The sequence below is a fragment of the Chlorogloeopsis sp. ULAP01 genome, from assembly GCF_030381805.1.
Taxonomy (GTDB): domain Bacteria; phylum Cyanobacteriota; class Cyanobacteriia; order Cyanobacteriales; family Nostocaceae; genus Chlorogloeopsis.
The window spans coordinates 212,606-238,357 of record NZ_JAUDRH010000010.1 but is presented as its reverse complement, the minus strand read 5'-3'; the positions used below and the strand labels follow the sequence as shown (position 1 = coordinate 238,357).

Sequence of the window (25,752 nt, the reverse complement as noted above, 5' to 3'; positions counted from 1 at the left end):
CCTATTTTCAATTATTATTTGTTTTGCTCGAAAAGTTTATACATTTAGGACAGTAATCACTGCAATTCATTGCTTCTTCTGTGAGCACAATAGAAGGCTGTACTGCACAATGCAGGTGATAATTATTGGAAAAGTAATGACAAGTTTTACAGGGTACTTTCTGTAAGGAATTGACCGAGAAATAAAATTTATTATCTTCGGCTACTCTTCTCATCTTAGAGAGAACTAATAAAACTCCTGCCCAAATCGTGACGAAGCTGATAGTGGCACCACCGAGAGCAATTACCATATCAGGTTGAATAAATTTATTGAGTTGAACAATATCTATTTTTATTTCACTCTGAGTTGCCTGATTTACATTTGTATTGCTTTGTATATTTTGTACTGGTAATTTCTTGAGATACATAATTCATTATCCTTGGTAGTCTTTATATTTTTGTGTAAGTGTATTGTGGCGTTAATACATATACTGTGTAAGTATTTTGTACTCCTCATCTGGAGTGGTTAATTCTGTGTTGAGTGCTTCGCAAAACCATAATTATAGGTGTAGCAAAAGCTCAGTAACCGTATATCTGCCAGGAGATTTGCTTGCAATGATATGGTTGTATGCCAAAAGGAATAATATCAAGCTAGTTTCCCACAGGCTGTTCATCCACAACGCTTTCAAGAAATAAGGCAGTCGTTATGAAACAAGTTTCACCCGCCAAAGATGAAAGAGGTTTTTTCTCCTACACACGCCAGGTGACGCCAGTCGCACTCGACGCGCTTAACCCGCAAGGGCGCACTGGCTCCTTTATGCCGGGGAACCCTTACTTTCGCTTATCCACTACTCTGCGAGAAGCCGGACTACGTCCGTCTACGTGTCTACACCAGTCACCTGCGGCGGAGGACAGTCCGTTGCCAACAGAAGCGCCGTGCGGGGGTTTCCCCCCAACCCCACTCCGTGGGGGCCCCAAAGCCCCCCGTTGTAGACGCCCGGAGGGCGGCTTCCCGTAGGGTGGCGACTTCGGAGGGTCTCCCCCGTTGTAGGAACTGTCCGTTGGAAACCCCCCAAAAGTGCTGCCTCACCAAAAGACGACGGGGAAGCCCATTCCTTTAAGGGGCGCTCAGAACCGTCGTCCGTCGTCTTGGGGCAAGGGGCATTCATGCATTGGCCAATGCCCAATTCCCAATTCCCGATGCCCGCGAAATCCCCCAGACTTCAGTCGGGGGATGAGCTTAAAACCGTACTGGCTCCCCTAAACCCTTACACCCCTAAACCCTCTTTCAAATCGGGAGGCAGTAGACGCTATGTGCAAGAGCGCAGGTAGGCAAGAGGAAATGTGACTTTTGCTTCAAAAGCTGAATGTTGTACGAATTGTGCCGATGTAGATTGTGTTGTTGTCACGATCGCTTTCTGGATTAGTAATCACTAACAATCCCGGAGTAATGGCAATATTGTCACTAACTTGGTAACGCCAGAAAGCTTCTAGATGCCAAGAGGTATCTTCATCTTTGTATGCCTCACCTGCAACTTCAAAGTCATTGCTAGTAACTTTGGGTGGTTGCCCGATCGCGATTCCCACAATGCTTCCTTCTGTACCAACATCAATAAAAGCTAAAGTCAGCGCCCAGTTAACAATATTTGCCATTGGAGCGTTAGGCAAATCTTCGGCTGTGGCAAGAGTAAAGCCAACCCAACCAGTAAGAGTAAAGCTAGGGTTAAGAGCGATCGCTGTTTCTAAACCAAAGGAGTCACCGATGATTGCATCACTTTGCCCATTAAAAGGATCGTTGGCGCGACGACTGCCAGTACCCGTGTCTAAATTATTGTAAGAGCGGATGTAAGTCAAACCTACTCCAGTGTTTTCGCTTGGTTGTAGGGTAAGTTGAGCGATCGCACCATAACTCGACTTACTCAACCCCAATTCTGGCTCGTTAATCTCATCCGCGATATATCCCAAACTCAAACTCAAAGCTTCAGTAAAGTTGTAAACTATACCAACTCCTGCACCTTCTCCCTGACGGTAAATTGGGTTACGCTGGGCAAACCGAGAAATTGAACCGCTACCACTACCACTCAAATAAGGGTTTAGTGTATCTACAATCACATCATCTAAGTCACCTCCCACCGCCTCTAAATAAACCATCGCTTGTTCTCCAATCGGAAAGCGATACTCCAAAAGGCTCATTTCAAAATTGTTAGAGCTATCACCCTGAAAGGCTAAACGCGCCATATCAGTTCCTGTTGCTTCGTCTAATTCAGGAACATTTCTAGCTTGCAAGCGAGTTCGTAGTCGGTCTTTGCCAGTAAAGCTGGTATCCAAGTTTAACCGTACCCGGTTGCTGAAGGTAAGATTATCAGAAATAGGTTCGCCTGAATTATCAGCTTTGTCACCGCTTGCAACTGCTGCAATCGCAAACAGAACTTCTCCCTCAAGTTTAGTAGTTGTAGAAAATTGTTGTACCTCTAGAAGCGGCAAATTAGCTTCCAAACGCTTTACTCGTCCTTGCAAAATTTCTAGCTCTTGGGCAAATTCTGTACCCAACCGTTTTAGTATTTCTAAATCTTGTTGAGCAACTAATTTAGTATTTCCTGCAAGTACCAATTGATTGATGTGATTTATAGTTGCCCCAAGATTAGCAGCAAATTCATAGCGAGTCATAACTCGGTTGCCACTAAAGGTACTATCTGTCTCAGTTACACCATAACGCTGCATTAATGACTGGAGAGATTGAGTCTCCCAATCACTTGGTAGAATCTCTGCTAAATCGGATACAGAATTCATTTGAGTGAGTGAATCTGCATGGTTAAGATTCTGGTTTACAACCACAGATGGAGTGCTTGTTGAAAAATAGCTCCCCTCATCTATTTCAGATGCTAAAGTTTCTACTGTTAGTAATAGCATGGTTGCAATGGCAGGCAATAAGCTCTGTTTGCCAACATTCCAGATCACTTTTAAAAGTTTCATTCCAACGATAGGTAAGCTATGTCTCAATTCTCTCTACGGGTAGTAATGCTGTAATAGCAAAACTAAGTATAGTACTTGCTATAATTAACCTTTTATTAACCTTAGGACACATTTTCTTAACCCAAAACCAAGATAAATTGTGGATTTTGACAAATTAAAACAAAGATAAAAATGACAAAAGCTTCTGCCTCTAAATCTGTATCCAGGCAAACTGAATCAGACAAGGCAAGCCTTTGGAGTCGTTTTGATACGAAGCGCTTGCAGCAGGTTACACCTACTGCTTTGGGTACTCAGCATCAGGCTGCTGGCAAAAAAACGAAAAAGCGAAAGTTTCGTTGGGTTGTCGATGCGGTATTACCATTAGCACTGACTACGATCGCTAGTATTGCCGTGTTGTTACCCTCTTCGCTGCCTCATCCTGCACGTTTAGCTTTATTTGCCTTCTTACTAGCGGCAATTTTATGGTCAACTACCTCCATTAGTGCGGACTACATCGCCCTCTTTACGATGATGCTGTTAGTTCTGGTGGGCGGCATTTCTCAGGAACAACTTTTTGATGCTTTAGCGTCAGATGTAGTCTGGTTGATGATTGGTGCTTTTGTGCTAGGCGGGGCAGTGCAAAAAACTGGTTTGGCAGGACGACTCACGCAATTAGTCGTGTCCAGAGCAAAAACGGTAAAGGGTGTATTTTGGTTGCTCGTTACCGTATTAATTCCCATGTCCTTTTTAATTCCTTCTACTTCTGGTAGGGCTGCTGTAGCAATTCCTGTGTTTCGCAGCATTACCAGTGCCACAAGCGATCGCCGCATTATTCGTGCTTTAGCATTACTAATGCCGACCATCATCTTAGTGTCAACAATTGTGGCATTGGTTGGTGCAGGTTCACACCTAATCGCCAATGACTTACTTCAACAAATAACCAAAGAGCGAATTTCTTTTACTGAGTGGGTAATTTACGGTTTACCTTTTGGCGTAGTTGCCAGCTATGCTTCATGCTGGGTAATCATGCGTTTATTTTTAGATCAAGAACGCCTCAACCAGGAGTTACATATTCCTCAAGGCAAGGGCAAACCGCTTTCTCGCTCAGAAGGGATTACCCTGATTGTGGTAGGAATTATGATTGCTTTGTGGTTAACAGAATCTTGGCATGGATTTGAGATTGCCACGGTAACAGTAGTTGGAGCACTGATTTTAACTCTGCCAGGAATAGGGGTTTTGAAGTGGAAAGAGGGACTCAAATCTGTTTCCTGGAATTTAGTAATTTTTGTGGGTGCAGCTTTAGTCTTGGGTAGGGCGTTGATTGACTCAGGGGCAGCGCAGTGGATTATTGACCAACTTTTTACTATTAGCAGTATTGCTAGTACTAATTCGCGATCGCTCATTTTAGTGTCACTGGCATTTATTTCACTGACATCCCATATTTATATGACTTCTCATACTGCACGGGCAGCAGCATTAGTTCCCGCTTTGCTTTACCTGGGCAACAGTTTACAACTCAACCCCGTTGCAGTGATGTTTATTAGTACCGTCGGCATGGATTACTGTTTGACATTTCCAGTCAGTTCTAAAGCACTGCTAATGTTTCAAGAACTCGAAGGCGAAACTTATAAACCTACCGATTTGCTACGCCTCAGTTCAGTATTGCTTCCTGTCCATTTGGGGCTGATGGTGTTGTTCTACTACAGTTACTGGCGTTGGGTTGGTTTGACGTTGTAGGGGCTAGGAAGAGGACACGGGGAGGACACTTCCGTGCGGAGTCCGTCGACAAGGGGACAACTAACCACTAACTACTAACCACTAACCAATTACTAATAATGAACCTACGGAAGAAATTATTAACTATATTTAGTGGTTTAGCATTGTTGGCACTGGCAAGCGGTGGGGTGACTGTGTGGGCGATCGCTCAATGGCACGCCAGCGAAGATAACCTTCAAGAACACTACCAACGCAGTCTTCTATTACAAAGTGTACGGGCGGCAACCTTTCGCGCCCTTAAAGAAGTGCCAGATCGAATCCTTGCTGATGATGATGATGCCAAAGAGGAATTTGAAGAATCTATCGAGCCTGTGGAAAAAGACTTCCAGCAATGGGCTGAGTTAGCTGATAGTGAGGCAGAACGCCAACAAGTGGAGGAGGTTCGTAATGCCTACAACAATTTGATCCAAAATTCCCGTAAAGTTTTTGATTTGATAGACGCCAACCGACGAGATGAAGCTTTAGAGATCATGGAGGAGCAACTAGAAGAGGAAGATTTTGAGCAATTTCAGAAGGTAACTGAACAAGCGGTGGCTTCCGATCAAAAGATCCGTCAGATGATTCGCCAGCAAACTCAAAACACTCGCCAAACGGCACAACTTGTGCTGACAATCTCTGCTTTTGGGATTCTATCGCTCATCTTATTGCTGTTTGCTTACCTAGCTTCCGATTTATTCGCTCCCCTACGTGAGGCAGAACAGGCACTGAATGATGTGGCGCGGGGTGACTTTCAGCGTCGCTTGGATGAGGAACGCAAAGATGAATTAGGAGCGCTGAATCGTGCTTTTAATCACATGACCGCAGCGATCGCCCAACGAGAGCAAGTGATGGGATTAAAAGCTATGGCTGGAGGTGAGACAGATACTGCTACAGGAGGAGACTGGCACAACCTTCCATCCCGCTTGACACTGCACAGACTGGTGTCGCAGTTGCGATCGCGGGTTGCCGGACTAAATAACTATGAAGTAGATGGTAATGGCACAGTGATAGTTGAGCAAAAGCAGGCACTTGTTGATCAGCTCGATCAATTATTACAAGCAGTCACACGGTTCACCGAATTTGGTTTTCCCCTAGATTTAAATCTAGCTCGTACAGATATCCGGGCATTACTTTACGAAGTGATGCTACGGTTCCAAGACGACTTTGTGCGTCGAGGTGTCAGCTTTGAATTACAAATTGCTCCAGAGGTTCACTACGCTGTTGTGGATCGGCTCAAGCTACGCGAAGTCTTGGCTGAGTTAATACGCAATGCTCTCTCAGCCCTGCCGAAAGTAGGAGGAAGTTTGGGTATCCGGTCATATCTTGAAACTGATGCTACCAATAGCACAGAACTACTCATAGAAGTTGCCGATGACGGTGCAGGTATAGAGCAACCATTGATTAACCAAGCCTTTGTCACCTTTGAAGACTCCCGCAAGCAACGCCCCAGTGTAGGACTCAAGCTCACGAAAGCGATCATAGAGCAACATGGAGGTCATCTGACGATTGGCAGCGAACCTGGTTTAGGTACTCACGTTCAGATCCGCTTGCCGTGGCGTGAGGAGTGAGATGAAGAGCAAGGGAGCAGGGGGGCAGGGGAGATGGGGAGAACCACTAACTACTAACCAATAACCAATAACCAATAACTAAATACTAAGGAGTAATCTATGACTTTACGAGTTTTAATTGCCCCTTCTGGTTTTAAAGAGAGTTTGGCTGCGGATGAAGTTGCTGATTGTATTGCTACAGGGGTTCTACGTACTATACCTGATGCAACAATTAAGAAAGCGCCACTGGTAGATGGTGGTGAGGGTTTTACTAAGGCATTGGTTGCTGCTACGGGTGGAAGTTTGCATTCAGTCAGGGTAACTGGCCCCGTAGGACAATTAATAGAATCACACTATGGCTTTCTTGGGGGTACAGATGTCAAAACTGCCGTATTGGAAATGGCGGCGGCGGCAGGATTGCGATTGGTTCCCCGCGATGCTCGCGATCCTTTGAAAACGACTACTTATGGTGTGGGTGAATTAATCAAAGCCGCACTGGATGCAGGAGCGGAACAAATTTTGGTTGGTTGTGGTGACTCCGGCACAAACGATGGTGGTGCAGGGATGGCCCAAGCTTTAGGAATACGTTTGTTAGATGCAGCTGGTAATGAGTTAGAAAGAGGCGGTGGCGAGTTGATTAAACTCCATACCATTGACATGAGCCAGCGTGACTCCCGCCTAGAACAAGTAAAAATTGATGTAGCGTGTAACTGGCACAACCTATTGTGTGGTGAAAAGGGAGTAGCAAGGGTTTTCGGGCCTCAAAAAGGAGCATCTCCGGAAACAGTCGAACAACTAGCAGCCGCACTAGATCGTTATGCAGATGTGATTGAGCAAGAGTTGAAAATTGACGTGCGAGAAATGCCTGGCAGCGGTGCCTCTGGTGGATTGGGGACGGGGTTGTATGCTTTTTTAGGTGCTACCCTCCATCCGCGCTATGACATTGTGATGCAGTATCTAGAACTAGATAGCCTTTTGCAAGAAAGTGACTTAGTAATTACGGCAGAGGGAAGTATTGATTTCCAAACACCGCGAGGTAAAATTCCGGTAGAAGTAGCACAACGTGCCAAGCGCTATAATCTGCCCGTGATTGCGATCGCTGGCACAATCGGTAAGGATGCGCGAGTGAATTTTGACTATGGCATTGACTCCTTTTCCACAATTCTTAAAGAACCTTGTAGCCTACCTGAAGCGATCGCCAACACACCTGAACTTTTAACCTATGCAACAGAACGAGTAATGCGCTTAATTAAAGTCGGTCAAAAACTCGCTCAGTCAGTTAGATAAATTAAGCTGTTACGTATGCAATTGACACATTTAATCGTGCGTCACTAATCATTAGTTAGTGGTTAGTTGTCCCCGTGTCTCCTTGTCCCCACCTCCCCACCTCCCCTCCTCTTCCTAAAGGTTAGTTTTCAACCTTTAAATGCCTTGAAAAAATCCCATAAAAGGCATACATTATAAAAATATCTGCGAAAAACCCCAAAAAACAGACTACTTGTCACTTTCCAGTCACATTTATTTTTAACCATTAAAGATAGGAAAGATAATTACAGCAGAATCAGGAGCCAGAAATCAAACAGGCTTTAAATTCTGGTTGTGAGTTCTAAGTTTTGTAGCTAAAACTTGTTACAAACTGCTGTGATTTCTTTTCTTAAAAAGATAGAACTAGCAGTCTATAAAGTCTGACTCAATCTAAATTGACTTTTGTAGACTAACAGTTCTCAAAAATTTTGTTGACTTTGATTTTTAACTTACCCCTCACAGAAATTAGCAATGAATTCTAGTCTTGTCAAACGTACACTTTCTCTTGTCGGTTTCACCGCTTGTATTCTTACTTTTAGTGGTTTCAAAGCAAATGCAGCAACTACTTCAGCTACAGCACTAGCAGGAACTACAAATGCAAATGTCAGTACTAATGCTGCTCAATTACAAACCCAGACACCTACACCTGAAGCGTCTGCTCCTGAAGTAGCACAAGCAATCACACCTGGCAGAGCTACCCGTGGTGGTTCTAGCTACATTGGAGTAGGCGGCAACATTGGATTATCTGGTGATACCACAATCGGTGAAGGTGCTTTTGCTGTCTTCAGTAAGTTTGGTTTAACTAATAACTTCTCTGCTCGTCCTGGAGCTTTGTTTGGTGATAATACTGTTATTCTTCTACCGCTAACACTTGACTTTCCAGTGGAACCAGTCACAGAAACTACACAACAACAACTCAATGTCGCTCCCTACATCGGCGGTGGAGCTGCTATTTCCACAGGTAGGGATAGTACAGTTGGTTTTCTAATTACTGGTGGTGTTGATGTGCCACTGTCCAATGAATTTACAGCTAATGCAGGTGTAAATGTTGGTTTCATTGATGAAACTGATGTCGGATTACAGTTAGGAGTTGGCTATAACTTCTAAACACTTGCAAATTAGCTCATTCAAACATTTGTGTAATGCCATTTCCTCAAAGTATGCAAGCCTAGCTTATTAACACTGCTGGCTTGCAGCTTGCTAAAGGAAAAAGGACAAAAATATGCTGTGGCAAAAAATACTTTTCGGACTGTTTACAAGTATTAGTATCATTGGCTTGGGAATTGCCGGATGTACACAAGAGCGCACTTTTGAAGCACAAACACCAACTGCCACAACTACACCCCAAGCCCAAGAACGCAAACCAGATGTACCTTTTGTTCCAACACCACAATCAGTGGTGAATGCCATGCTGGAATTGGCACAAGTCAGCAGTAATGACGTACTTTACGATCTTGGCAGTGGTGACGGCAGAATACCAATTACTGCTGTGCAGAAATATAATGTTCGTCGTGCCGTTGGTGTGGAGATTAATCCAGATTTGGTGCAGAAAAGTCAAGCTAATGCCAAACAAGCAGGAATAAGCGATCGCGTGGAGTTTCGGCAACAAGATTTGTTTCAAACTGATTTCAGTGATGCAACGGTGGTAACACTCTATCTACTACCGGATATCAATATCAAACTTCGACCCAAGCTTTTGCAAGAACTTAAACCAGGCACCCGGATTGTATCCCACGACTTCGATATGGGCGAGTGGAAGCCACAGCAAGTAGTGCGAGTGGAAGGTAGAACTATCTATCTATGGGTTGTTCCTGAGAACGTACCCCAGAACTTACGATAAGGCATCTGTTACCTGACTCAAAATGCCAACAGAAAAAAGGAGTTCAAAAAAACTTCAGTTAGCGAAGTGGTTAGGTGGAGGAGTTTTAGTTTTTTTGATCGGTGGTTTGGGCTTTCTCTATTTGCGAGGTTTTTTCCGTCAAGAAGTTGAGTACAAAATCACTAATGCTCCTTCTGTAGAGGAGCCACGCTTTCCACTTTTGGTTGTAAGTTTGTCCAATGCTTTAACTACTAGTGGTAAATTCACTGACTTTTGGACTGGAGCAGATGCTATTTATGCTGCTCGATTAGACGCAATTCGCAATGCCAAGCGTACAATTCGCTTTGAAACATATTACATGACACCTGGTCGCCGCGCCGACGAGTTTGCTCAGGCATTAATTGAACGCAGCCAAGCTGGAGTGCAAGTACAACTGTTAATTGACAACTTTGGTACGGGTTCTATCCCTAATGAATATTGGCAAAGATTGCGACAAGCGGGTATAGAGGTGCGCCTTTTCCGAAACTTTGATTGGAGAGCACCATTGGAATACAATTCTCGCACACACCGCAAACTACTTTTAATTGATGGCGAGCGGGTTTTGATTGGTGGCGCGGGAGTTTCGGATAGTTGGGATGGTGATCCAGAAATTGGCGATCGCGCTCCTTGGCTGGAGTTTGAGGTGAGTTATTCTGGGCCGATTGTCAGTGTTTTAGAAGGAAATTTTATACAAAATTGGGTTTATACTGGCGCGACAGTAGATCTTGCACAGCAAGTAGTGCAAGCATTACCAGAAGAAGAAACTAAATTATACGTAACCAATGATACGTCTACGTTAAGCGAATCCACAATTAGGATGCTGTTTCAAGTTAGCTTTTTAGCAGCTCGGCAACGGATTTGGATTGGCAGTCCTTATTTTGTTCCTGACAGCAATACTCGCAATGTGTTGATTCAAGCCAAAAACAAGGGTGTGGATGTACGTATCTTAACGATGGGACAAAAAAATGATAAACCGATAGTCCGTTTTGCCTCCCGCGAATTATATGGTGAACTGCTAGTAGCAGGAATCCAAGTGTGCGAATACCAACCTAGTATGATGCACGCCAAGCTAGCTCTAATTGATGATGATTGGGTAAGTACTGGTAGTGCGAATTTTGACCCCCGTAGTTATCATCACAACGATGAATTAAACGTCTCCACCAGAAATCCGCAATTAATTTCAAAAATTGGCAGTTTATTTGAGCAGGCACAAGCTGAGAGTCAATGTCTCTCTCAACAAGAATGGGAGAAACGCCCTTTAACAGAAAAGCTACTCGGTCGTGTGGGACTGATTGTAAAACCACTTTTTTAATGCTTGTTATATAGGAGGATTAAAAATATGACCGCAGAACAAAAAAGACTGGAAGAAGACCGCAATCGCAAGGCATACTGGCGGAGATGGGGTTCTTACTTGAGCGAGCGGCAATGGGGAACTGTTCGGGAAGATTACAGTTCTGATGGAAACGCCTGGAACTATTTTCCTCACGATCATGCCCGCTCTCGTGCCTATCGTTGGGGTGAAGACGGGATTGCTGGTATTAGTGATAATCATCAACGGTTATGTTTTGCGATCGCGCTTTGGAATGGTAAAGATCCAATTTTAAAAGAAAGGCTATTTGGTCTGAGCGGGCCAGAAGGTAATCATGGAGAAGATGTCAAAGAATATTACTTTTATCTTGATAATACTCCTTCCCATGCCTACATGAAATATCTCTACAAATATCCCCAAAAAGAATTTCCTTATAACCAATTAGTAAAAGAAAATCAGCAAAGGGGCTATCATGAGCCAGAATTTGAGTTAGCAGATACAAATATTTTTGATAACAATGAATATTTTGATGTATTCGTTGAGTATGCTAAGGCAGCAGACGAAGATATTTTAATCAAAATTAGTATTATTAATCGAGCTTCCGAAACCAAGCATCTCCATTTGTTACCTACAATTTGGTTTCGCAATACTTGGTCTTGGCAAGAAAACTCTTCCAAACCTACTCTGACTCAAGTTTCTCCAAATATTATCAAAGCATCTCACCCATCTTTAGGAGATAGATGGCTATATTGCCAAAACCCCAAATCGCTTTTATTTACTGAAAATGAAACTAATTATGAGCGACTATTTGGGACAAAAAATCATTCTCCCTATGTCAAAGATGGGATTAATAATTATATTGTTCACAATCAAAACGAAGCTGTAAATCCTGAACAAATTGGAACCAAGGCGGCGGCTCATTACGAGCTAACTATTGCTCCTGAACAAACTACAATTATTCATCTACGTTTAACTGATAATGAGAATTTAATAGCAGCTTTTGATACAGATTTTGATGCTATTTTTTCCAAACGTCAGCAAGAAGCAGATGAATTTTACCAGCATATTTCGGGTAGAAATTTTTCAGAAGATGCTCAAAATGTACAGCGACAGGCATTTGCTGGTTTACTTTGGACAAAGCAATATTATTACTATGTTCTAGAAGACTGGCTCAAAGGCGATCCTACTCAACTACCACCCCAGCGCCATAATCCCCGTAATCAAGAGTGGACACATCTTTATAACGATGACATTCTTTCTATGCCCGATAAGTGGGAGTTTCCCTGGTTTGCAGCTTGGGATTTAGCTTTTCATGTTATTCCTCTTGCTATGATCGATCCAGATTTTGCCAAACGTCAATTGACGAGACTAACAAGAGAATGGTACTTGCATCCCAACGGCCAAATTCCCGCCTATGAGTGGCACTTTAGTGATGTTAATCCTCCTGTTCATGCCTGGGCAACGTGGCGAGTTTATCAGATTGAGCAAGAATTTTATGGTCGTAGCGATCGCGAGTTTCTCGAACGAGTATTTCAGAAATTACTACTCAATTTTACTTGGTGGGTAAATCGCAAAGATAACAATGGCGATAATGTCTTTCAAGGGGGATTTTTAGGATTAGATAACATTGGTATTTTTGATCGGAGTTCAGAATTACCAACGGGTGGACATTTAGAACAATCTGACGGTACAAGTTGGATGGGAATGTATTGCCTGAATATGTTAACCATTGCCTTGGAACTAGCAAAAACTAATCCCACATACGAAGATATTGCCAGCAAATTTTTTGAGCATTTTCTTTATATTGCCGATGCTATGGATCACATCGGCAAGACTGATATTCATCTTTGGGATGATGATGATCAATTTTTCTATGATGTACTGCATATACCTCATGGCGAGCGTCAACGCCTCAAAGTTCGTTCAATGGTGGGGCTAGTTCCTTTGTTTGCAGTCGAAACGATGGAAGCAAGTCTCTTAAATGCTTTTCCAGGGTTTAAAAAGCGTTTTGAATGGTTTATTAACAATCGTCCCGATTTGCAAAAAAATATTGCCTGTTTAGAAATTCCAGGTAGTGAAGCCAGAAGACTACTTGCTATTGTTAATCCAGAAAAGCTGAAAGCAATTCTCCAAAAAATGTTGGATGAATCTGAATTTTTAAGCCCTTATGGTATCCGTTCTGCCTCCAAATTCCATGCTGAACATCCCTACATTTTTGAAGTAGATGGACAACAGCATCGAGTTGACTATGAACCTGCTGAATCAACTAGTGGAATGTTTGGTGGAAATTCTAACTGGCGCGGCCCTGTGTGGTTTCCCATGAATTTCTTAATCATAGAATCCTTACAAAAATTTTATCACTATCTGGGTGATGACTTTCAAATTGAGTGTCCTACTGGCTCTGGAAAATTTATGAATTTAAACGAAGTTGCAACAGAGTTATCTCACAGATTAATGAGCGTCTTTTTGCGCGGTAGTACGAATTATCGTCCCGTTCATGGTGGTAATTATCTATTTCAAAATAATCCAGACTGGCACGATTTAATTTTGTTTTACGAGTACTTTCACGGTGATAATGGCGCAGGATTGGGAGCTAATCATCAAACAGGTTGGACAGGATTGGTAGCGTATTTGATTCACCACTGTGGAGATAATTACAAGCAAAGACAAGCTCGCCAACAACAAGCGATCGCTTCGGATTTAATTTCATTGTCTGGAAACCGATAACAGCCATGATTCAGGAAGCCTGGGAATTATTGGAAAAATCTATTATTTACTATCAAGGACGAGCAGTTGGTACAGTCGCAGCACAAGATCCCCACTTAGATGCACTGAACTACGATCAATGCTTCATCCGCGATTTTGTTCCCTCAGCCTTGGTGTTTCTGATGCAAGGCAAGACAGAGATTGTCCGTCATTTCTTAATAGAAACACTGTTGTTGCAAAGCCATGAAAAGCAGATGGACTGCTTTGAACCAGGGCCGGGACTTATGCCTGCCAGTTTCAAAGTAGAATTTGATGGGAACAAAGAATATTTAACTGCCGATTTTGGTGAACATGCGATCGCTCGCGTTCCTCCAGTAGATTCCTGTTTGTGGTGGATTTTTCTCCTCCGAGCCTACGTCAAAGCCACGGGTGACATAGCTTTTGCCCATCAGCCAGGTTTCCAGGAGGGAATTAAACTCATTCTCGATATGTGTCTGGTGCATCGCTTTGCCATGTACCCAACGATGCTAGTTCCTGACGGCGCATTTATGATTGATCGTCGTTTAGGAGTTTACGGGCATCCTCTGGAAATTCAGGTGTTATTCTATGCTGTTCTCCGCACTGCTGATGAATTACTTTTACCAGATGGAGATAACTACAGCTATTCCCATAAAATTAAGCAGCGAATGGGAGCTTTAAATTACCACATCCGCGAGTATTACTGGCTGGACTTAAAGCGATTAGGCGAAATCTATCGCTACAATAGCGATGAATTCGGTAAAGAAATTGCCAATAAGTTTAATATTTATGCTGAATCTATTCCTATGTGGTTAACCGAATGGTTACCTGAGAATGCAGGGTATTTAGTCGGAAATTTAGGGCCCGGAAGAATGGATTTTCGCTTTTTTACCTTAGGAAACCTGCTAGCAATCTTAGTTTCTTTAGCGAGCGAGCAAGAGTCCCAAAGCATTATGGACTTATTTGAGTTGCGCTGGCACGACTTAATTGGTTATATGCCTTTAAAAATTTGTTTCCCTGCCTTAGAAGGTATGGAATGGCATATTGTCACAGGATGCGATCCTAAAAACATTCCTTGGTCTTACCACAATGGAGGCAACTGGCCAATTTTACTGTGGTTATTTGCAGCGGCAGCAGAAAAAACAGGTCGAGTAGAACTTGCCCAACGCGCGATCGAGATTGCCCAAAGCCGTTTGACACGAGATAGATTTCCCGAATACTACGATGGTAAAAATGGGCGCTTAATTGGCAAAGAAGCCAGAATATACCAAACTTGGAGTATTGCTGGATTGTTAGCCGCAAAAGAAATCATCGCCAATCCTGCTTACTTAGACTTAATTACTTTTGAGGAGGATAATCAGAATTTAGGCTGTGACTTTGCGTAAAGCATCTATAAATATTGTGCGTAACGGCTATTGTCACTCTCTTAAACTTTACAAATGCTTATATAGCTATAAACATCCTATATTTAGATAACTTCAAGCTTTAAATTGTAGGGTGCGTTACGCGCTGCTTAAACGCACCGCACAATTATGGTGCGTTACGGCTAATTCTAATTCTCTTAAATTCTCAAATCCTTGCATAGCCGTAATACACCCTACGTTTAGATAAATTCAAACTGTTATTTTAGTGACGTTTGCGGGAACTATGTAACTGTAGTCTGAGTTTTTCTTAAGCAAGCAGATGTTAGTTTTCACTCGTCAAGCTGTTGGTTCATTTTTGACTGCCTGTCTGTGTATTTCAGGAGTTGGCTTGCTGCAATATCCACGCCTGCAACAATTTATTGCTATTAAAAAAAATACCTCAATATTAACTTTAGAAAAAGAGATAAAATTAGAACAAACCCGGCTCAATTTACTAAAAAAAATGCCAAGTTTTGGCTATAATAATTTAATTGCAAATTGGGTATATCTAAATTTCTTACAATACTTTGGCGATGATGAAGTTCGCGCCAAAACAGGTTACAGTCTCAGTCCTGAGTATTTTGAAGTAATTTTGAAACGCGATCCACGATTTTTACAGGCTTATTTAGGGCTTTCTAACAGTACATCTATGTATGCTGCCATGCCAGAGCGGTCTATAGGATTGATGGAGGAAAGCTTAAAGTCTTTATCTCCTAAGGTTCCACACAGAGCTTACTATGTATGGCGTTATAAAGGAATTGATGAATTATTATTTTTAGGTAATTCTCAAGCTTCTGAACAATCGTTTACAGAAACAGCTAGTTGGGCTAGTAAGTATACAGATGATGAAAGTAAAAAAATAGCTTATCTTTCTTATAAAACTGCCGAATTTTTACATAAAAATCCTAATAGCAAATATGCTCAGATTTCTACTTGGACAATGGTATTAAATAATCAAGTAGATGAAAAAACTCGTCAAAGAGCAATTAAAGAAATAGAAGCTTTAGGTGGCAAAGTTATCAAAAATGATGACGGAACTATTAGAATTAAATTACCTGAAAAAGATTGATTACATAGCTAATAGCTAATAGTTAATTGTATTCACTATCAGCCATTAGCTATTTCCTATTTCCCTTCTCGCGAGGTTACAAACATTTACTGGTACGACGGCAAATTAATTCAATCTCAAACCCTGGAATTAACAATTGACGATCCGGGGTTACTCTATGGAGCGACTGTTTTTACTACTCTACGAGTTTATGACAACTCTCTTGCCCATAGATTAACTAACTGGCAAGCACACTACGATCGCCTAAAATCTAGCTTACAAACTTTTAGCTGGTCAATACCAGATGAAGCGCGATTGCGTCAAGGTGCTAAATTAATCATGACACGCTTTCCCATTCTCAGAATCACCATTTTCCCCGATGGACGAGAATGGATAACTGGTAGATTATTACCAAATAATCTGACGGAAAAACAAAAACATGGTGTTGAAGCCTGTTTAACATCACCAGAATTGTATCGCTCTCTACCCGGTCACAAAACAGGAAATTATCTCAGTGCTTGGTTGGCAAAAACTAACGCCACCAAGTTAGATGCTGAAGAAGCTATCTTAGTAGATGCACAAGGAAATTGGCTGGAAACTAGTACGGGCAATCTTTGGGGTTGGCGAGATGGCTGTTGGTGGACACCTCCTTTGAAGGTGGGAATTTTGCCGGGAATCATGCGTTATCAGCTGATGAACTGGTTGAAGCAAAAGCAAATTGAGGTGAGAGAAGAACCTTGGACAGCAGATTTAGTCAAGGGATTTGAAGCGATCGCTACCAGCAACAGTGTAGTTGAAATTGTTCCGATCCACACTGTCATCCAACCGACTGGACAGCTACAATATAATCCCTACCATCATATTTTTAAGCAAATGCGGGGGTTTTTCTGAGCATTACAGATGTCAAGTCTGGTATAACTTAAAATAAGTTAACATAATTCTTAAAAATGCCCTCGCACAAAAAAGTACAGGAGGACTGACCTCGGTGAATAATAAAAGATGGAGAAATGCGGGGCTGTACGCGCTGCTTTTTATAGTTGTCATTGCTTTAGGAACAGCCTTTTTTGACAAGCAACCCCAAAGCAGAGAAACATGGCGATACAGTCAATTTATTCAAGAAGTTGAAAAAGGCAGAGTCGAAAAAGTCAGCCTCAGTTCCGATCGGTCTACAGCGGTTGTTACTCCCAAGTACGACCCCAACAAAAAGCTGGTGACCTTAGTTAACGATCCAGATCTAATCAATACTCTTACCAAAAATAACGTTGATATCAGTGTTTTACCCCAAACCGACGATGGTTTCTGGTTTAAGGCACTTAGCAGCTTATTTTTCCCTGTATTACTTTTGGTTGGTTTATTTTTCTTACTGCGTCGCGCTCAAAATGGCCCCGGCAGCCAAGCTATGAACTTTGGTAAGTCCAAAGCTAGAGTGCAAATGGAGCCGCAAACCCAAGTTACCTTTGGTGATGTCGCCGGTATCGATCAAGCCAAGTTGGAACTTAATGAAGTTGTAGACTTTTTGAAAAACGCCGATCGCTTTACCGCCGTGGGAGCCAAAATCCCCAAAGGTGTACTGCTTGTTGGGCCTCCTGGAACTGGTAAAACTTTGCTAGCTCGCGCAGTTGCAGGCGAAGCTGGTGTACCTTTCTTCTCCATCTCTGGTTCTGAGTTCGTAGAAATGTTTGTGGGTGTAGGTGCATCCCGCGTCCGCGATTTGTTTGAGCAAGCCAAAGCCAATGCTCCTTGTATCGTCTTCATCGATGAAATTGACGCCGTAGGCCGTCAGCGTGGTGCAGGCTTGGGTGGTGGTAACGATGAGCGAGAACAAACCCTCAACCAGTTGCTCACAGAAATGGACGGCTTTGAAGGCAACACTGGCATCATTATTATCGCCGCTACCAACCGTCCCGATGTTTTGGATGCTGCCTTGTTGCGTCCCGGTCGTTTTGACCGTCAAGTTGTGGTAGATCGTCCCGACTACTCTGGACGTGTCGAAATTCTTAAAGTTCACGCCCGTGGCAAGACATTAGCCAAGGATGTTGACTTGGAGAGAATCGCCCGCCGTACTCCTGGGTTTACCGGTGCTGATTTATCTAACCTGCTCAATGAAGCTGCAATTCTGGCAGCACGCCGGAATCTGACTGAAATTTCGATGGATGAAATTAACGATGCCATCGATCGCGTCTTAGCAGGGCCAGAGAAGAAAGACCGAGTCATGAGCGAAAAGCGTAAGCAACTAGTAGCTTATCACGAAGCCGGACACGCTTTAGTTGGTGCGTTGATGCCAGACTATGATCCAGTACAAAAAATTAGCATTATTCCTCGCGGTCGTGCTGGTGGTTTAACTTGGTTTACCCCTAGCGAAGACCGGATGGATAGTGGTTTGTACAGCCGCTCTTATCTAGAAAACCAGATGGCAGTAGCATTGGGTGGTCGTATCGCTGAAGAATTAATCTTTGGTGAAGAAGAGGTAACTACTGGTGCTTCTAACGATCTGCAACAAGTAGCCCGTGTTGCTAGGCAGATGGTAACGCGATTTGGCATGAGTGAAACCTTAGGCCCTGTTGCCCTCGGTCGTCAGCAAGGCAATATGTTCCTTGGTCGCGATATCATGTCAGAGCGCGATTTCTCAGAAGAAACTGCTGCTGCTATTGATGAAGAAGTCCGTAAATTAGTAGATGCGGCTTACAAACGTGCCAAACAAGTTTTGACAGATAACCGCCACGTTCTCGATCAGCTTGCAGAAATGTTAGTTGAAAAAGAAACTGTGGATGCCGAAGAGTTACAAGAACTGCTGGGCAATAATGATGTCAAGACTGCGGCGTTTGCGTAATTAATCGGGAGTTAAGTTATTAATTAACTCAAAAATCTTAAAAGTCAGGGCAATTGCTGGATTTTCCACAATTGCTCTAATTTTTTTTGCACGCAGGGGCAAAAGATACAATCTAGTTAGAATTAAAGAAATCCTGATTGTTAGACAATTGCCAATCTCATCATGTTATACAAATTTAAAATTACGAGCGCTCGGTGTAGATCCTGATAAGTACCTATGCATAAATATTTAGCCATTTTTCAACACGACTAAAATTGCTGTTTCCTTTACTGTTAACTGTTCTCCGTTCCCTGTTCCCTTGCCTAAATAGATAATTTATTTTGCACGACTTCTTAGTGTTGTCTAAATATTATCTGAGTTGAAATTTATGGAGAGCGCCGATTTAAAACCAAAGTACCTGCGATCGCTCAGTAGATGAGTAACTCGATAGCATCCATCCAAGAGCAACTCAGAGCCACAACCCTCACGAAATAGAGTCTTACGTGTGTTTTGCGGCTTTGAACAGATAGGGTTAATACAGTAGCTCATCGATGCTACGGGTTTTAAATATTCTCATAAAACAAATATACAATTGCAGTTAGTAATATCTACCCAAAGCTAAATAAAAACTATAGATTTTTAGTAGTCTTAAAGACACAGAGTTCTAACTTCTTCAAGAAGCCGGAACTCTAATTATGTATAGATATCAAACTATATCAATAAATTGCTCAGAAATTAAATTTATAGCTAAATTTTGGGATAATTCGCAATTTTTTGCAGAATTACCCCGATATTATGCCAATAAATACAGATACACTGATTAACGCACTCTGGTTACTTGGTATTTATTTTTTACTTCTTGAACTTGCAAATTTTTACAAGATAGTACCAACCAAAACAAATATGGTTAACAATTAAGTCTTTCAAGCCCCTAAGGTCTAGTTGATGGCTTTAAAAATAGCCATGCCACAAAAAAGGTAGATGCTGTAAATAGCTGTGTCAGATCTAATGCAGATAGATATCCATCTGAGAAAGAAGCAATACTTCTGTCTGTAATGCCAAATAACCAAGATGAGATACCAAACAGCCAAATTCCATTCTTCAGACTGCCTAGAAATCCTTGAGAGTCTGATGATTGCTGATTATTCATTACTTTCTACTCCGTTGGTAAAGAAGTTGGCTCAAAATTTGGGAATTAGGAAAAACTCATCTTTAACAGTTCTTGCTATCAGGAGTATTTCAGTGCCATGTCTTTCGAGTGTATTAATTATTTCCAGTTTCTTAACATATTGTATATATCCTATATATTAATAAATATTTCATTGACTTGACATACCTACTTAGAGGTACATCTTCGATAGATAGGCATTTTATCTAGATTAACTTTGCTTCTGTTTTGATCAAAACCTTAAGTATTGTTATTTTAAATGTGGGATTTCAAGCAATTTGTTACAAAACTGACTAATTTATTAATCTTTTGTTAAAGACTAAGTGTAACAATAGATACATTATTTGCTGATTTAGTCTTTCATAGAAGTGCTACCAAGTTGCATAGAGTTGCAGTAGAGAATGACACTGGTATGCACAGAATATATATACTCAGTAATAAACTGGATTTAGTTGCGCACTCTCTCAACTATAAAATTCAAAGTGTTATTATCAATGCTTGTTCACAACTTCAAATTTTGTGTGTTATTACGCTACAAAGAAAGTATCATCAAGCCTAGTAAAACAAGCCATGGATGATTTTTAAGCTTTTGACTTCTTTTAAGTCGGTTACTCTATAATCACCTGTAAGAAGGAAATAAATATTTAGTAATACAGAGTTAAATTGGGAATAATTTAGATAGATTCTGAATTTTGCAATAAGTTTGCGAAATTTAGACAGTTTAATCTGTAGCAGCAAGATAAGGCAATGTTATTCAAGCAAAAAGCCGATGAGCGTAATTAGGCAACGCCGCATAATAATTGGAGACGTGCATGGTCACTATCAAGGTTTAATGAGATTGTTGGAGGCGATCGCTCCTACATCAGACGATCAAGTTTATTTTTTAGGAGACTTAATTGATCGCGGGCCAAAAAGCTCACAGGTAGTGAATTTTGTCAAAAATAGTCCTTATCAGTGTCTGTTGGGGAATCACGAGCAGATGTTATTAAACATTTTTACCAAACGTATTCCTACCCCAACAGTGCAAGCATGGCTTTATAGTGGTGGGCAAGCAACAGTAGCTAGTTATAAAGAAGCTACTATCCCCCACGAGCATCTAGAATGGTTCAGTACTTTGCCTACACACTTAGATTTGGGAGATATTTGGTTAGTTCATGCTGGCGTTGATCCCTCAATTCCCTTAGCTGAACAAACTGCCGAGCAAATGTGCTGGGTACGAGATGACTTCCACAGCATCCCGAAGCCCTATTTCCCCGATAAGTTAATAATTATTGGTCACACTATCACCTTTACTTTGCCTGGTGTTGTACCTGGGAAACTAGCGCAAGGACAAGGATGGATTGATATTGATACTGGCGCGTATCACCCGCGCAGTGGCTGGTTAACAGCACTAGATATTACAAATCGTTTAGTATATCAAGTTAACGTCTTCAAAAACTGTGTCCGCACTCTACCTTTACAAGAAGTGGTAACAACTATACAACCACAACAGATTCGAGTTAGCGATCGCGGGCATTGTCTGGCGTAGCGGCAAGGATGGGAGGGGACACAATTTGCAAAGAACCAAAGCAACACTAAGACTTGAGTAGTGCTCGAATACTAGCTTGATAAGCAGTGTTATCTAATCCTTGGTTGCTGTTACTTGGTTGATTATTCATGGCGCGTTTGAGAGCTTCAATGCGATCGCTAGTTGCCGGGTGAGTGCTTAAAAATGTTGGTACAGAACGTTGGCTACTGCTACTGAGCAACTTTTGCATAAAGGAAATCATTCCCGATTGAGCATAACCAGTGCGTGAAAAAGTTTTCAGTCCTCTTTGATCGGCATCAAACTCCATTTGGCGGCTACGGGGCAGGTTACGTGCCAATTGCACTCCTAATTGCACTGCTGTAGAGCGATCTAATCCGGCTGCTGTTAACAAACCTTCATCAATAGCTTTTTGCCGCATTTGTTTGATTAAGTGCTTACCGCCAATGTGTCCAATTTCATGGGCAACTACACTTGCTAGTTCTGCTTCATTGGCTGCTGCTTTGAGCAAACCTGTATGAATATACACATAACCTCCCAAAGTAGCAAAAGCGTTTATACTATCACTGTCAACTACTTGGAAAGTAAATTTCAGATTCGGGCGATCGCTGTTTTCTGCTAGACGCTGCCCAATTTGTTCCACATAACGATTAATTTCCGGATCGCGATATAGTCGCACATCACCGCTTAACAATTCTTGGTTGATTTGTTTACCAATATCAGCTTCTTGGCGATCAGATATATTAGAAAGCTGAAGTACTTGAACTCCCCGTAAAAGTAAAGGTAACCAATCCAAAGCTTGGGAAGGCAGGGCTGTACTCAAGCAAATACTCAGCGCTACTAATACAGAAACTAAAGGATAAAAATAACGACGCCAAAAAAAATTGTAATTAAAATATAAATTTTTCCTATTCATCATCTATCCCGTTTGAGGAGTATTTTGGCAGAACATGAAAGATGAGACGGATTTAAGGTTTTATAAGTTGCATTTTGAATTAATGATCCAAGTATTAGCATTTTTACTTGGGTATACGGCTGTTTTATCCTATTTATTTTGAATATGAACTAAAAACAGCGTTCGTGATAAACTGTTGCACGATCAAAAAATATAAAAGGCAGTGATGCGTGAGGTTCAGTGGATCTAAGGATAAAAATGATTGAAATTTGTCAATTTAGATAACAAAACATACACTTCTACTCTTACCATACTGCCAGAAATACTTACTCTGCTTTGATTTGGAAAAATTGGTTATGACTATTTTAGATTCCAAAGGTCGGTTATTCGGTAAATTCAACATTCTCGACGTAGGTGCTGCACTGGTAATATTGCTAGTTATATTTGGCATCTTTTTCTTTCCTGGTACAACTGGTTCTGTTGCCCAAGTTGGAGTTACAACAAAACCAGTTGAGATTGATTTGATTGTGCGTGGTTTGAATGTGCGTGATCCTCAACAGTTATTCGATCAAGGTTTAACAAAAGGCGGTAAAACAAACGTTATTATCCGCAATCAACCCCACGGTACTATTAATATTAAATCGGCGCGACTATTACCCAGAACTGTCTTAGTTCCACAACCAGATGGTTCTATCAAAGAAATGCCAGATCCAAAAGCAAACAATTTTAGTACAGATATGCTTGTGACATTAGATGGTAAAGCTACAATCACAAATAATGGCCCGGTTATGGGTTCGAGCAAACTCAAAATTGGAGTTCCAATTGAATTGGATGGATTTAATTACAATTTCAACGCATCTGTTATTGATATTCGGGTTAAAGATAAGTCATAGCTGATGCGGAAAATAGTCTCCATCTCATATTCAGAAATGGGGACTATTTTTTATGTGATATCAATTCTTCAAAATCTTGCTACATACTATTGTCCGCGTCGCCTTGTTACCCCGTCTTTGCGTCAGACTACATGAGAAGTGCTTTAACAGTTCTAACTCCCAATTTGCTCCGAAATCCATTGGCAATAAAGCTCTGAGCCGTAAACAATAGGCAGAGCAATAATTTCTGGCGCTTGATAAGAATGGAGTTCGCGAATTTTAGATTCTAAAAGTGGAAATAGTCTTAAATCAGTTTTAATGGACAACTGCCATTCTTGCTCATTGTGTATTTTTTGCTGCCAGCGATAAATAGATTGAATCGGAAACAAGCTTACACAAGCAGCCAGTCTGGCTTCTACGAGAGCAGAAGCGATCACCTCTGCTTCTTCTTTTGAGGCAGTTGTTACCAACACTACACCATAGGCAGTAGAGTTAGCCATAGCTCCTATCATTTAGAATTTTGAAGAGTCAATAGTTTATGGTCAATCTCTTTACTTATTGACCGTTAACTATTGACTGTTGTAGAAACGTAATAAATTTGCTCGGACTTAGTCTATCGCATCTTTGAATTAAACAGAAGATAAGGAATATACTTGACCATCTATTAGCAGTCGAGTAATGCCCTTAGCTTGCAGTTGATAACGAGCTTTATGTAGCATTTTACTATCAGGAATTTTAACTACGCGATCGCGTTTAGTAGAAAAACGTTTTGCTACTCGATGATTATCAAATACGGGCAACGTTCTTTCCTGAGTTTCTGGGCTAGGAATGTGTCCTAAATCACCAAAATCCCTAAGTGGTCTGGTAATTAATTCCGAAGAGCGATCAATAACTAAATAGCAAGTTTTTGGTAAATTAGCTGCTGAGAGCGGCAAAACCCGCACAAATGAATCACCAATTCTAGCTCTTGTCACTAAACGTGGTGCTTCCACAAAGTCTTCTTCATCATCGAAGTCTTCATCATCGAAGTCTTCTTCATCAAGATCTTCGTCTAAATCCTCCAACTCTTCTGATTCATCTAACAAATCTTCACCCAAAATCTGAGCTATTGCTTGCGCATTCGGATGTTTATCCTCTATGAGCGGGCTGGGAATATTTGTGATTTCCTGGGTTTTGGGTAACAGTTCTAACTGTTCTGCGACAGATGGTGTTACCTCCTCCGTTGCTGAAGAACGCCGCTTCACTCTTCTGCTCTTAGGAATTGGCTCAGTTGCAGTAACGGGGCTAAACTCCTCCTCTAAAGGAGGCTTCTGTTGTGGCAGTTCCTGTTCCTTTGCCTCTAGCTCAACTTGAGTAAATAAAGGTGGGTTTTCGTAGGTTACCTGCGCTCTGCCCTCAGGAGTTCTAGCTGCACGCTTTAAAGAAACGAGATATTCATACTCGTCTTCTGGCAAAGTACTTTTGAGTAAACGGCTAATAGTCGAATTACTTACGTCATAGCGTTCCGCTAAAGTTGAGGTCGTTTCAGCAGTTTGACGATATAATTTGAGGATTTCTTCCTTATCAGAATCTGTTAGTTTTCTCACAATAGACACCAAGCAAACTTTTTTCTAACCACGTTTTTTTCCCCGTTCTCGCCGGGAACGGTTTAATGATGCCTCATATTCCAAGGCTGCACCCATGCCAAATAAAACTCCGCTCCACACCCAAAACACTTCTAGTATCTCTCCACTTTGATAATTTGGAATCGAATTCTCGGCGTATTTATACCATATATCTGCAATGTAGAGCGAAAATGCCGCAGCTGCAATCATACGCCAAGAAAGAGAAACTCTTCCACCCCAAAAAGCCAGGAGTAGGGTAGTAGCGAAAATTAACAGCAATACGTCACTCAGCACATAAAACCAATTTAAAACAGAAGCAACAACTTCTAACCAAGAAGATTGACTGACGACTGTTGTTGTCTGTGGCTGATTTCCAATCAACCATGCTAGTGTGCTGCCCAAGGCTCCTATTGCCAATACTATTATCCACTGCGATATTTCCAAATGTAATCTTCTAGAAGCCACTGCTAAAATCATACCTACGCCCAGCGACAAATATGTTATTACATAAAATACATCGGCTACTGAAGGAAAGGGTTCTTCTTGTAAAACTATTTCGATATAGCCAAAAATTATCCCTCCCAAGAAATAGGAAAGCATACCGATACCAATAGCTAGCCAAACATTGCGACCGCTAACTATTTGCTCGCTACGCCAATTCCTCAAGCATAGGATACCAGACCATAAGTAAGCTAGTGCTTCAAAAATATTTGTACCAAGAACGTACCATCCGGTACGTGTTTCTGTCCCATCTGCACCGGGAATTTTGGCACTAAATAACAAAAAGTACAAAAATGCCAATATACCCCAGATTATGCCACATAAGACAATATTTTGAGTCGTCAATAAAGACTTAGAACTTTGAGGCTTGTTGTAAATGCTACTCATATAAATTCACTGTGTCAACGTATGCTGACAGTGTTTCGCGAGTAGAAACCTAGCAAAACAACCTTCATGAAGTTGTTTTATAGTATAAAAATCTACTTGCTAAAAACACCGT

The 25,752-nt window shown here is 41.6% G+C and carries 21 protein-coding genes; 13 read left to right on the top strand and 8 right to left on the bottom strand.

What is annotated here, in order from left to right:
* Positions 1-7: 7 nt before the first annotated feature.
* The gene (locus tag QUB80_RS20805; RefSeq protein WP_289791413.1) at positions 8-406 is read right to left on the bottom strand and encodes a hypothetical protein; all 399 of its coding nucleotides are present in this window, start codon (positions 404-406) and stop codon (positions 8-10) included.
* Between the two features lie 928 nt (positions 407-1,334).
* A complete protein-coding gene (locus QUB80_RS20800) occupies positions 1,335-2,951 on the bottom strand; it encodes an iron uptake porin (protein ID WP_289791412.1) in 1,617 nt (538 codons plus the stop codon).
* Between the two features lie 171 nt (positions 2,952-3,122).
* Here QUB80_RS20800 and QUB80_RS20795 point away from each other — a divergent pair, with 171 nt between their 5' ends.
* The 11 genes from QUB80_RS20795 (at position 3,123) to ftsH3 (ending at position 18,709) form a co-directional block, all read left to right on the top strand.
* Positions 3,123-4,667: an SLC13 family permease gene (locus QUB80_RS20795; protein ID WP_289791411.1), complete on the top strand. Its 1,545-nt coding sequence runs from the start codon at positions 3,123-3,125 to the stop codon at positions 4,665-4,667.
* A gap of 98 nt (positions 4,668-4,765) precedes the next feature.
* Positions 4,766-6,253, top strand: coding sequence for an ATP-binding protein (locus QUB80_RS20790; RefSeq protein ID WP_289791410.1), 1,488 nt, complete (start codon positions 4,766-4,768; stop codon positions 6,251-6,253).
* Positions 6,254-6,352: 99 nt separating this feature from the next.
* Positions 6,353-7,519: a glycerate kinase family protein gene (locus QUB80_RS20785; RefSeq protein ID WP_289791409.1), complete on the top strand. Its 1,167-nt coding sequence runs from the start codon at positions 6,353-6,355 to the stop codon at positions 7,517-7,519.
* A 489-nt stretch (positions 7,520-8,008) separates the two neighbouring features.
* Positions 8,009-8,644 carry a hypothetical protein gene (locus QUB80_RS20780; protein WP_289791408.1) on the top strand — a complete coding sequence of 212 codons (636 nt, stop codon included), beginning with the start codon at positions 8,009-8,011 and terminating at the stop codon, positions 8,642-8,644.
* A 115-nt stretch (positions 8,645-8,759) separates the two neighbouring features.
* Entirely contained in the window at positions 8,760-9,377 is a 618-nt protein-coding gene (locus QUB80_RS20775) for a class I SAM-dependent methyltransferase (protein WP_289791407.1), read from the top strand.
* A gap of 22 nt (positions 9,378-9,399) precedes the next feature.
* A complete protein-coding gene (locus tag QUB80_RS20770) occupies positions 9,400-10,707 on the top strand; it encodes a phospholipase D-like domain-containing protein (RefSeq protein ID WP_289791406.1) in 1,308 nt (435 codons plus the stop codon).
* A gap of 27 nt (positions 10,708-10,734) precedes the next feature.
* The gene (locus tag QUB80_RS20765; protein ID WP_289791405.1) at positions 10,735-13,431 is read left to right on the top strand and encodes an MGH1-like glycoside hydrolase domain-containing protein; all 2,697 of its coding nucleotides are present in this window, start codon (positions 10,735-10,737) and stop codon (positions 13,429-13,431) included.
* Positions 13,432-13,436: 5 nt separating this feature from the next.
* Positions 13,437-14,813 carry a glycoside hydrolase 100 family protein gene (locus QUB80_RS20760; protein WP_289791404.1) on the top strand — a complete coding sequence of 459 codons (1,377 nt, stop codon included), beginning with the start codon at positions 13,437-13,439 and terminating at the stop codon, positions 14,811-14,813.
* Positions 14,814-15,111: 298 nt separating this feature from the next.
* A complete protein-coding gene (locus QUB80_RS20755; protein WP_289791403.1) occupies positions 15,112-15,900 on the top strand; it encodes a hypothetical protein in 789 nt (262 codons plus the stop codon).
* A gap of 51 nt (positions 15,901-15,951) precedes the next feature.
* A complete protein-coding gene (locus QUB80_RS20750) occupies positions 15,952-16,770 on the top strand; it encodes an aminotransferase class IV (protein WP_336622333.1) in 819 nt (272 codons plus the stop codon).
* Positions 16,771-16,864: 94 nt separating this feature from the next.
* Complete coding sequence (gene ftsH3 / locus QUB80_RS20745) at positions 16,865-18,709, top strand: ATP-dependent zinc metalloprotease FtsH3 (protein WP_016876546.1); 1,845 nt, start codon at positions 16,865-16,867, stop codon at positions 18,707-18,709.
* A 342-nt stretch (positions 18,710-19,051) separates the two neighbouring features.
* Here ftsH3 and QUB80_RS34920 read toward each other — a convergent pair whose 3' ends face one another.
* Together QUB80_RS34920 and QUB80_RS20740 are read right to left on the bottom strand one after the other, a co-directional pair.
* The gene (locus QUB80_RS34920; protein ID WP_336622331.1) at positions 19,052-19,237 is read right to left on the bottom strand and encodes a 4-Cys prefix domain-containing protein; all 186 of its coding nucleotides are present in this window, start codon (positions 19,235-19,237) and stop codon (positions 19,052-19,054) included.
* A gap of 382 nt (positions 19,238-19,619) precedes the next feature.
* A complete protein-coding gene (locus tag QUB80_RS20740; RefSeq protein ID WP_289791402.1) occupies positions 19,620-19,838 on the bottom strand; it encodes a hypothetical protein in 219 nt (72 codons plus the stop codon).
* Positions 19,839-20,625: 787 nt separating this feature from the next.
* Between QUB80_RS20740 and QUB80_RS20735 the strand changes: the two genes are divergently transcribed.
* Complete coding sequence (locus QUB80_RS20735) at positions 20,626-21,384, top strand: metallophosphoesterase family protein (RefSeq protein WP_289791401.1); 759 nt, start codon at positions 20,626-20,628, stop codon at positions 21,382-21,384.
* 46 nt (positions 21,385-21,430) lie between these two features.
* Here QUB80_RS20735 and QUB80_RS20730 read toward each other — a convergent pair whose 3' ends face one another.
* Positions 21,431-22,300, bottom strand: a complete 870-nt coding sequence (locus QUB80_RS20730; protein WP_289791400.1) for a M48 family metallopeptidase — start codon at positions 22,298-22,300, stop codon at positions 21,431-21,433.
* Between the two features lie 332 nt (positions 22,301-22,632).
* Here QUB80_RS20730 and QUB80_RS20725 point away from each other — a divergent pair, with 332 nt between their 5' ends.
* Positions 22,633-23,169 (top strand): DUF4330 domain-containing protein, encoded by a 537-nt coding sequence (locus QUB80_RS20725; RefSeq protein WP_289791399.1) that lies wholly within the window; start codon positions 22,633-22,635, stop codon positions 23,167-23,169.
* A gap of 152 nt (positions 23,170-23,321) precedes the next feature.
* On the opposite strand, the gene cutA is transcribed toward QUB80_RS20725, so the two are convergent.
* The 3 genes from cutA to QUB80_RS20710 form a co-directional block, all read right to left on the bottom strand.
* Positions 23,322-23,648 carry a divalent-cation tolerance protein CutA gene (cutA, locus tag QUB80_RS20720; protein WP_289791398.1) on the bottom strand — a complete coding sequence of 109 codons (327 nt, stop codon included), beginning with the start codon at positions 23,646-23,648 and terminating at the stop codon, positions 23,322-23,324.
* A 129-nt stretch (positions 23,649-23,777) separates the two neighbouring features.
* Positions 23,778-24,734 carry a helix-turn-helix domain-containing protein gene (locus QUB80_RS20715; protein WP_289791397.1) on the bottom strand — a complete coding sequence of 319 codons (957 nt, stop codon included), beginning with the start codon at positions 24,732-24,734 and terminating at the stop codon, positions 23,778-23,780.
* A 24-nt stretch (positions 24,735-24,758) separates the two neighbouring features.
* On the bottom strand, positions 24,759-25,640 hold the full coding sequence (locus QUB80_RS20710; RefSeq protein WP_289791396.1) for a hypothetical protein: 882 nt from the start codon (positions 25,638-25,640) through the stop codon (positions 24,759-24,761).
* Positions 25,641-25,752: the final 112 nt, after the last annotated feature.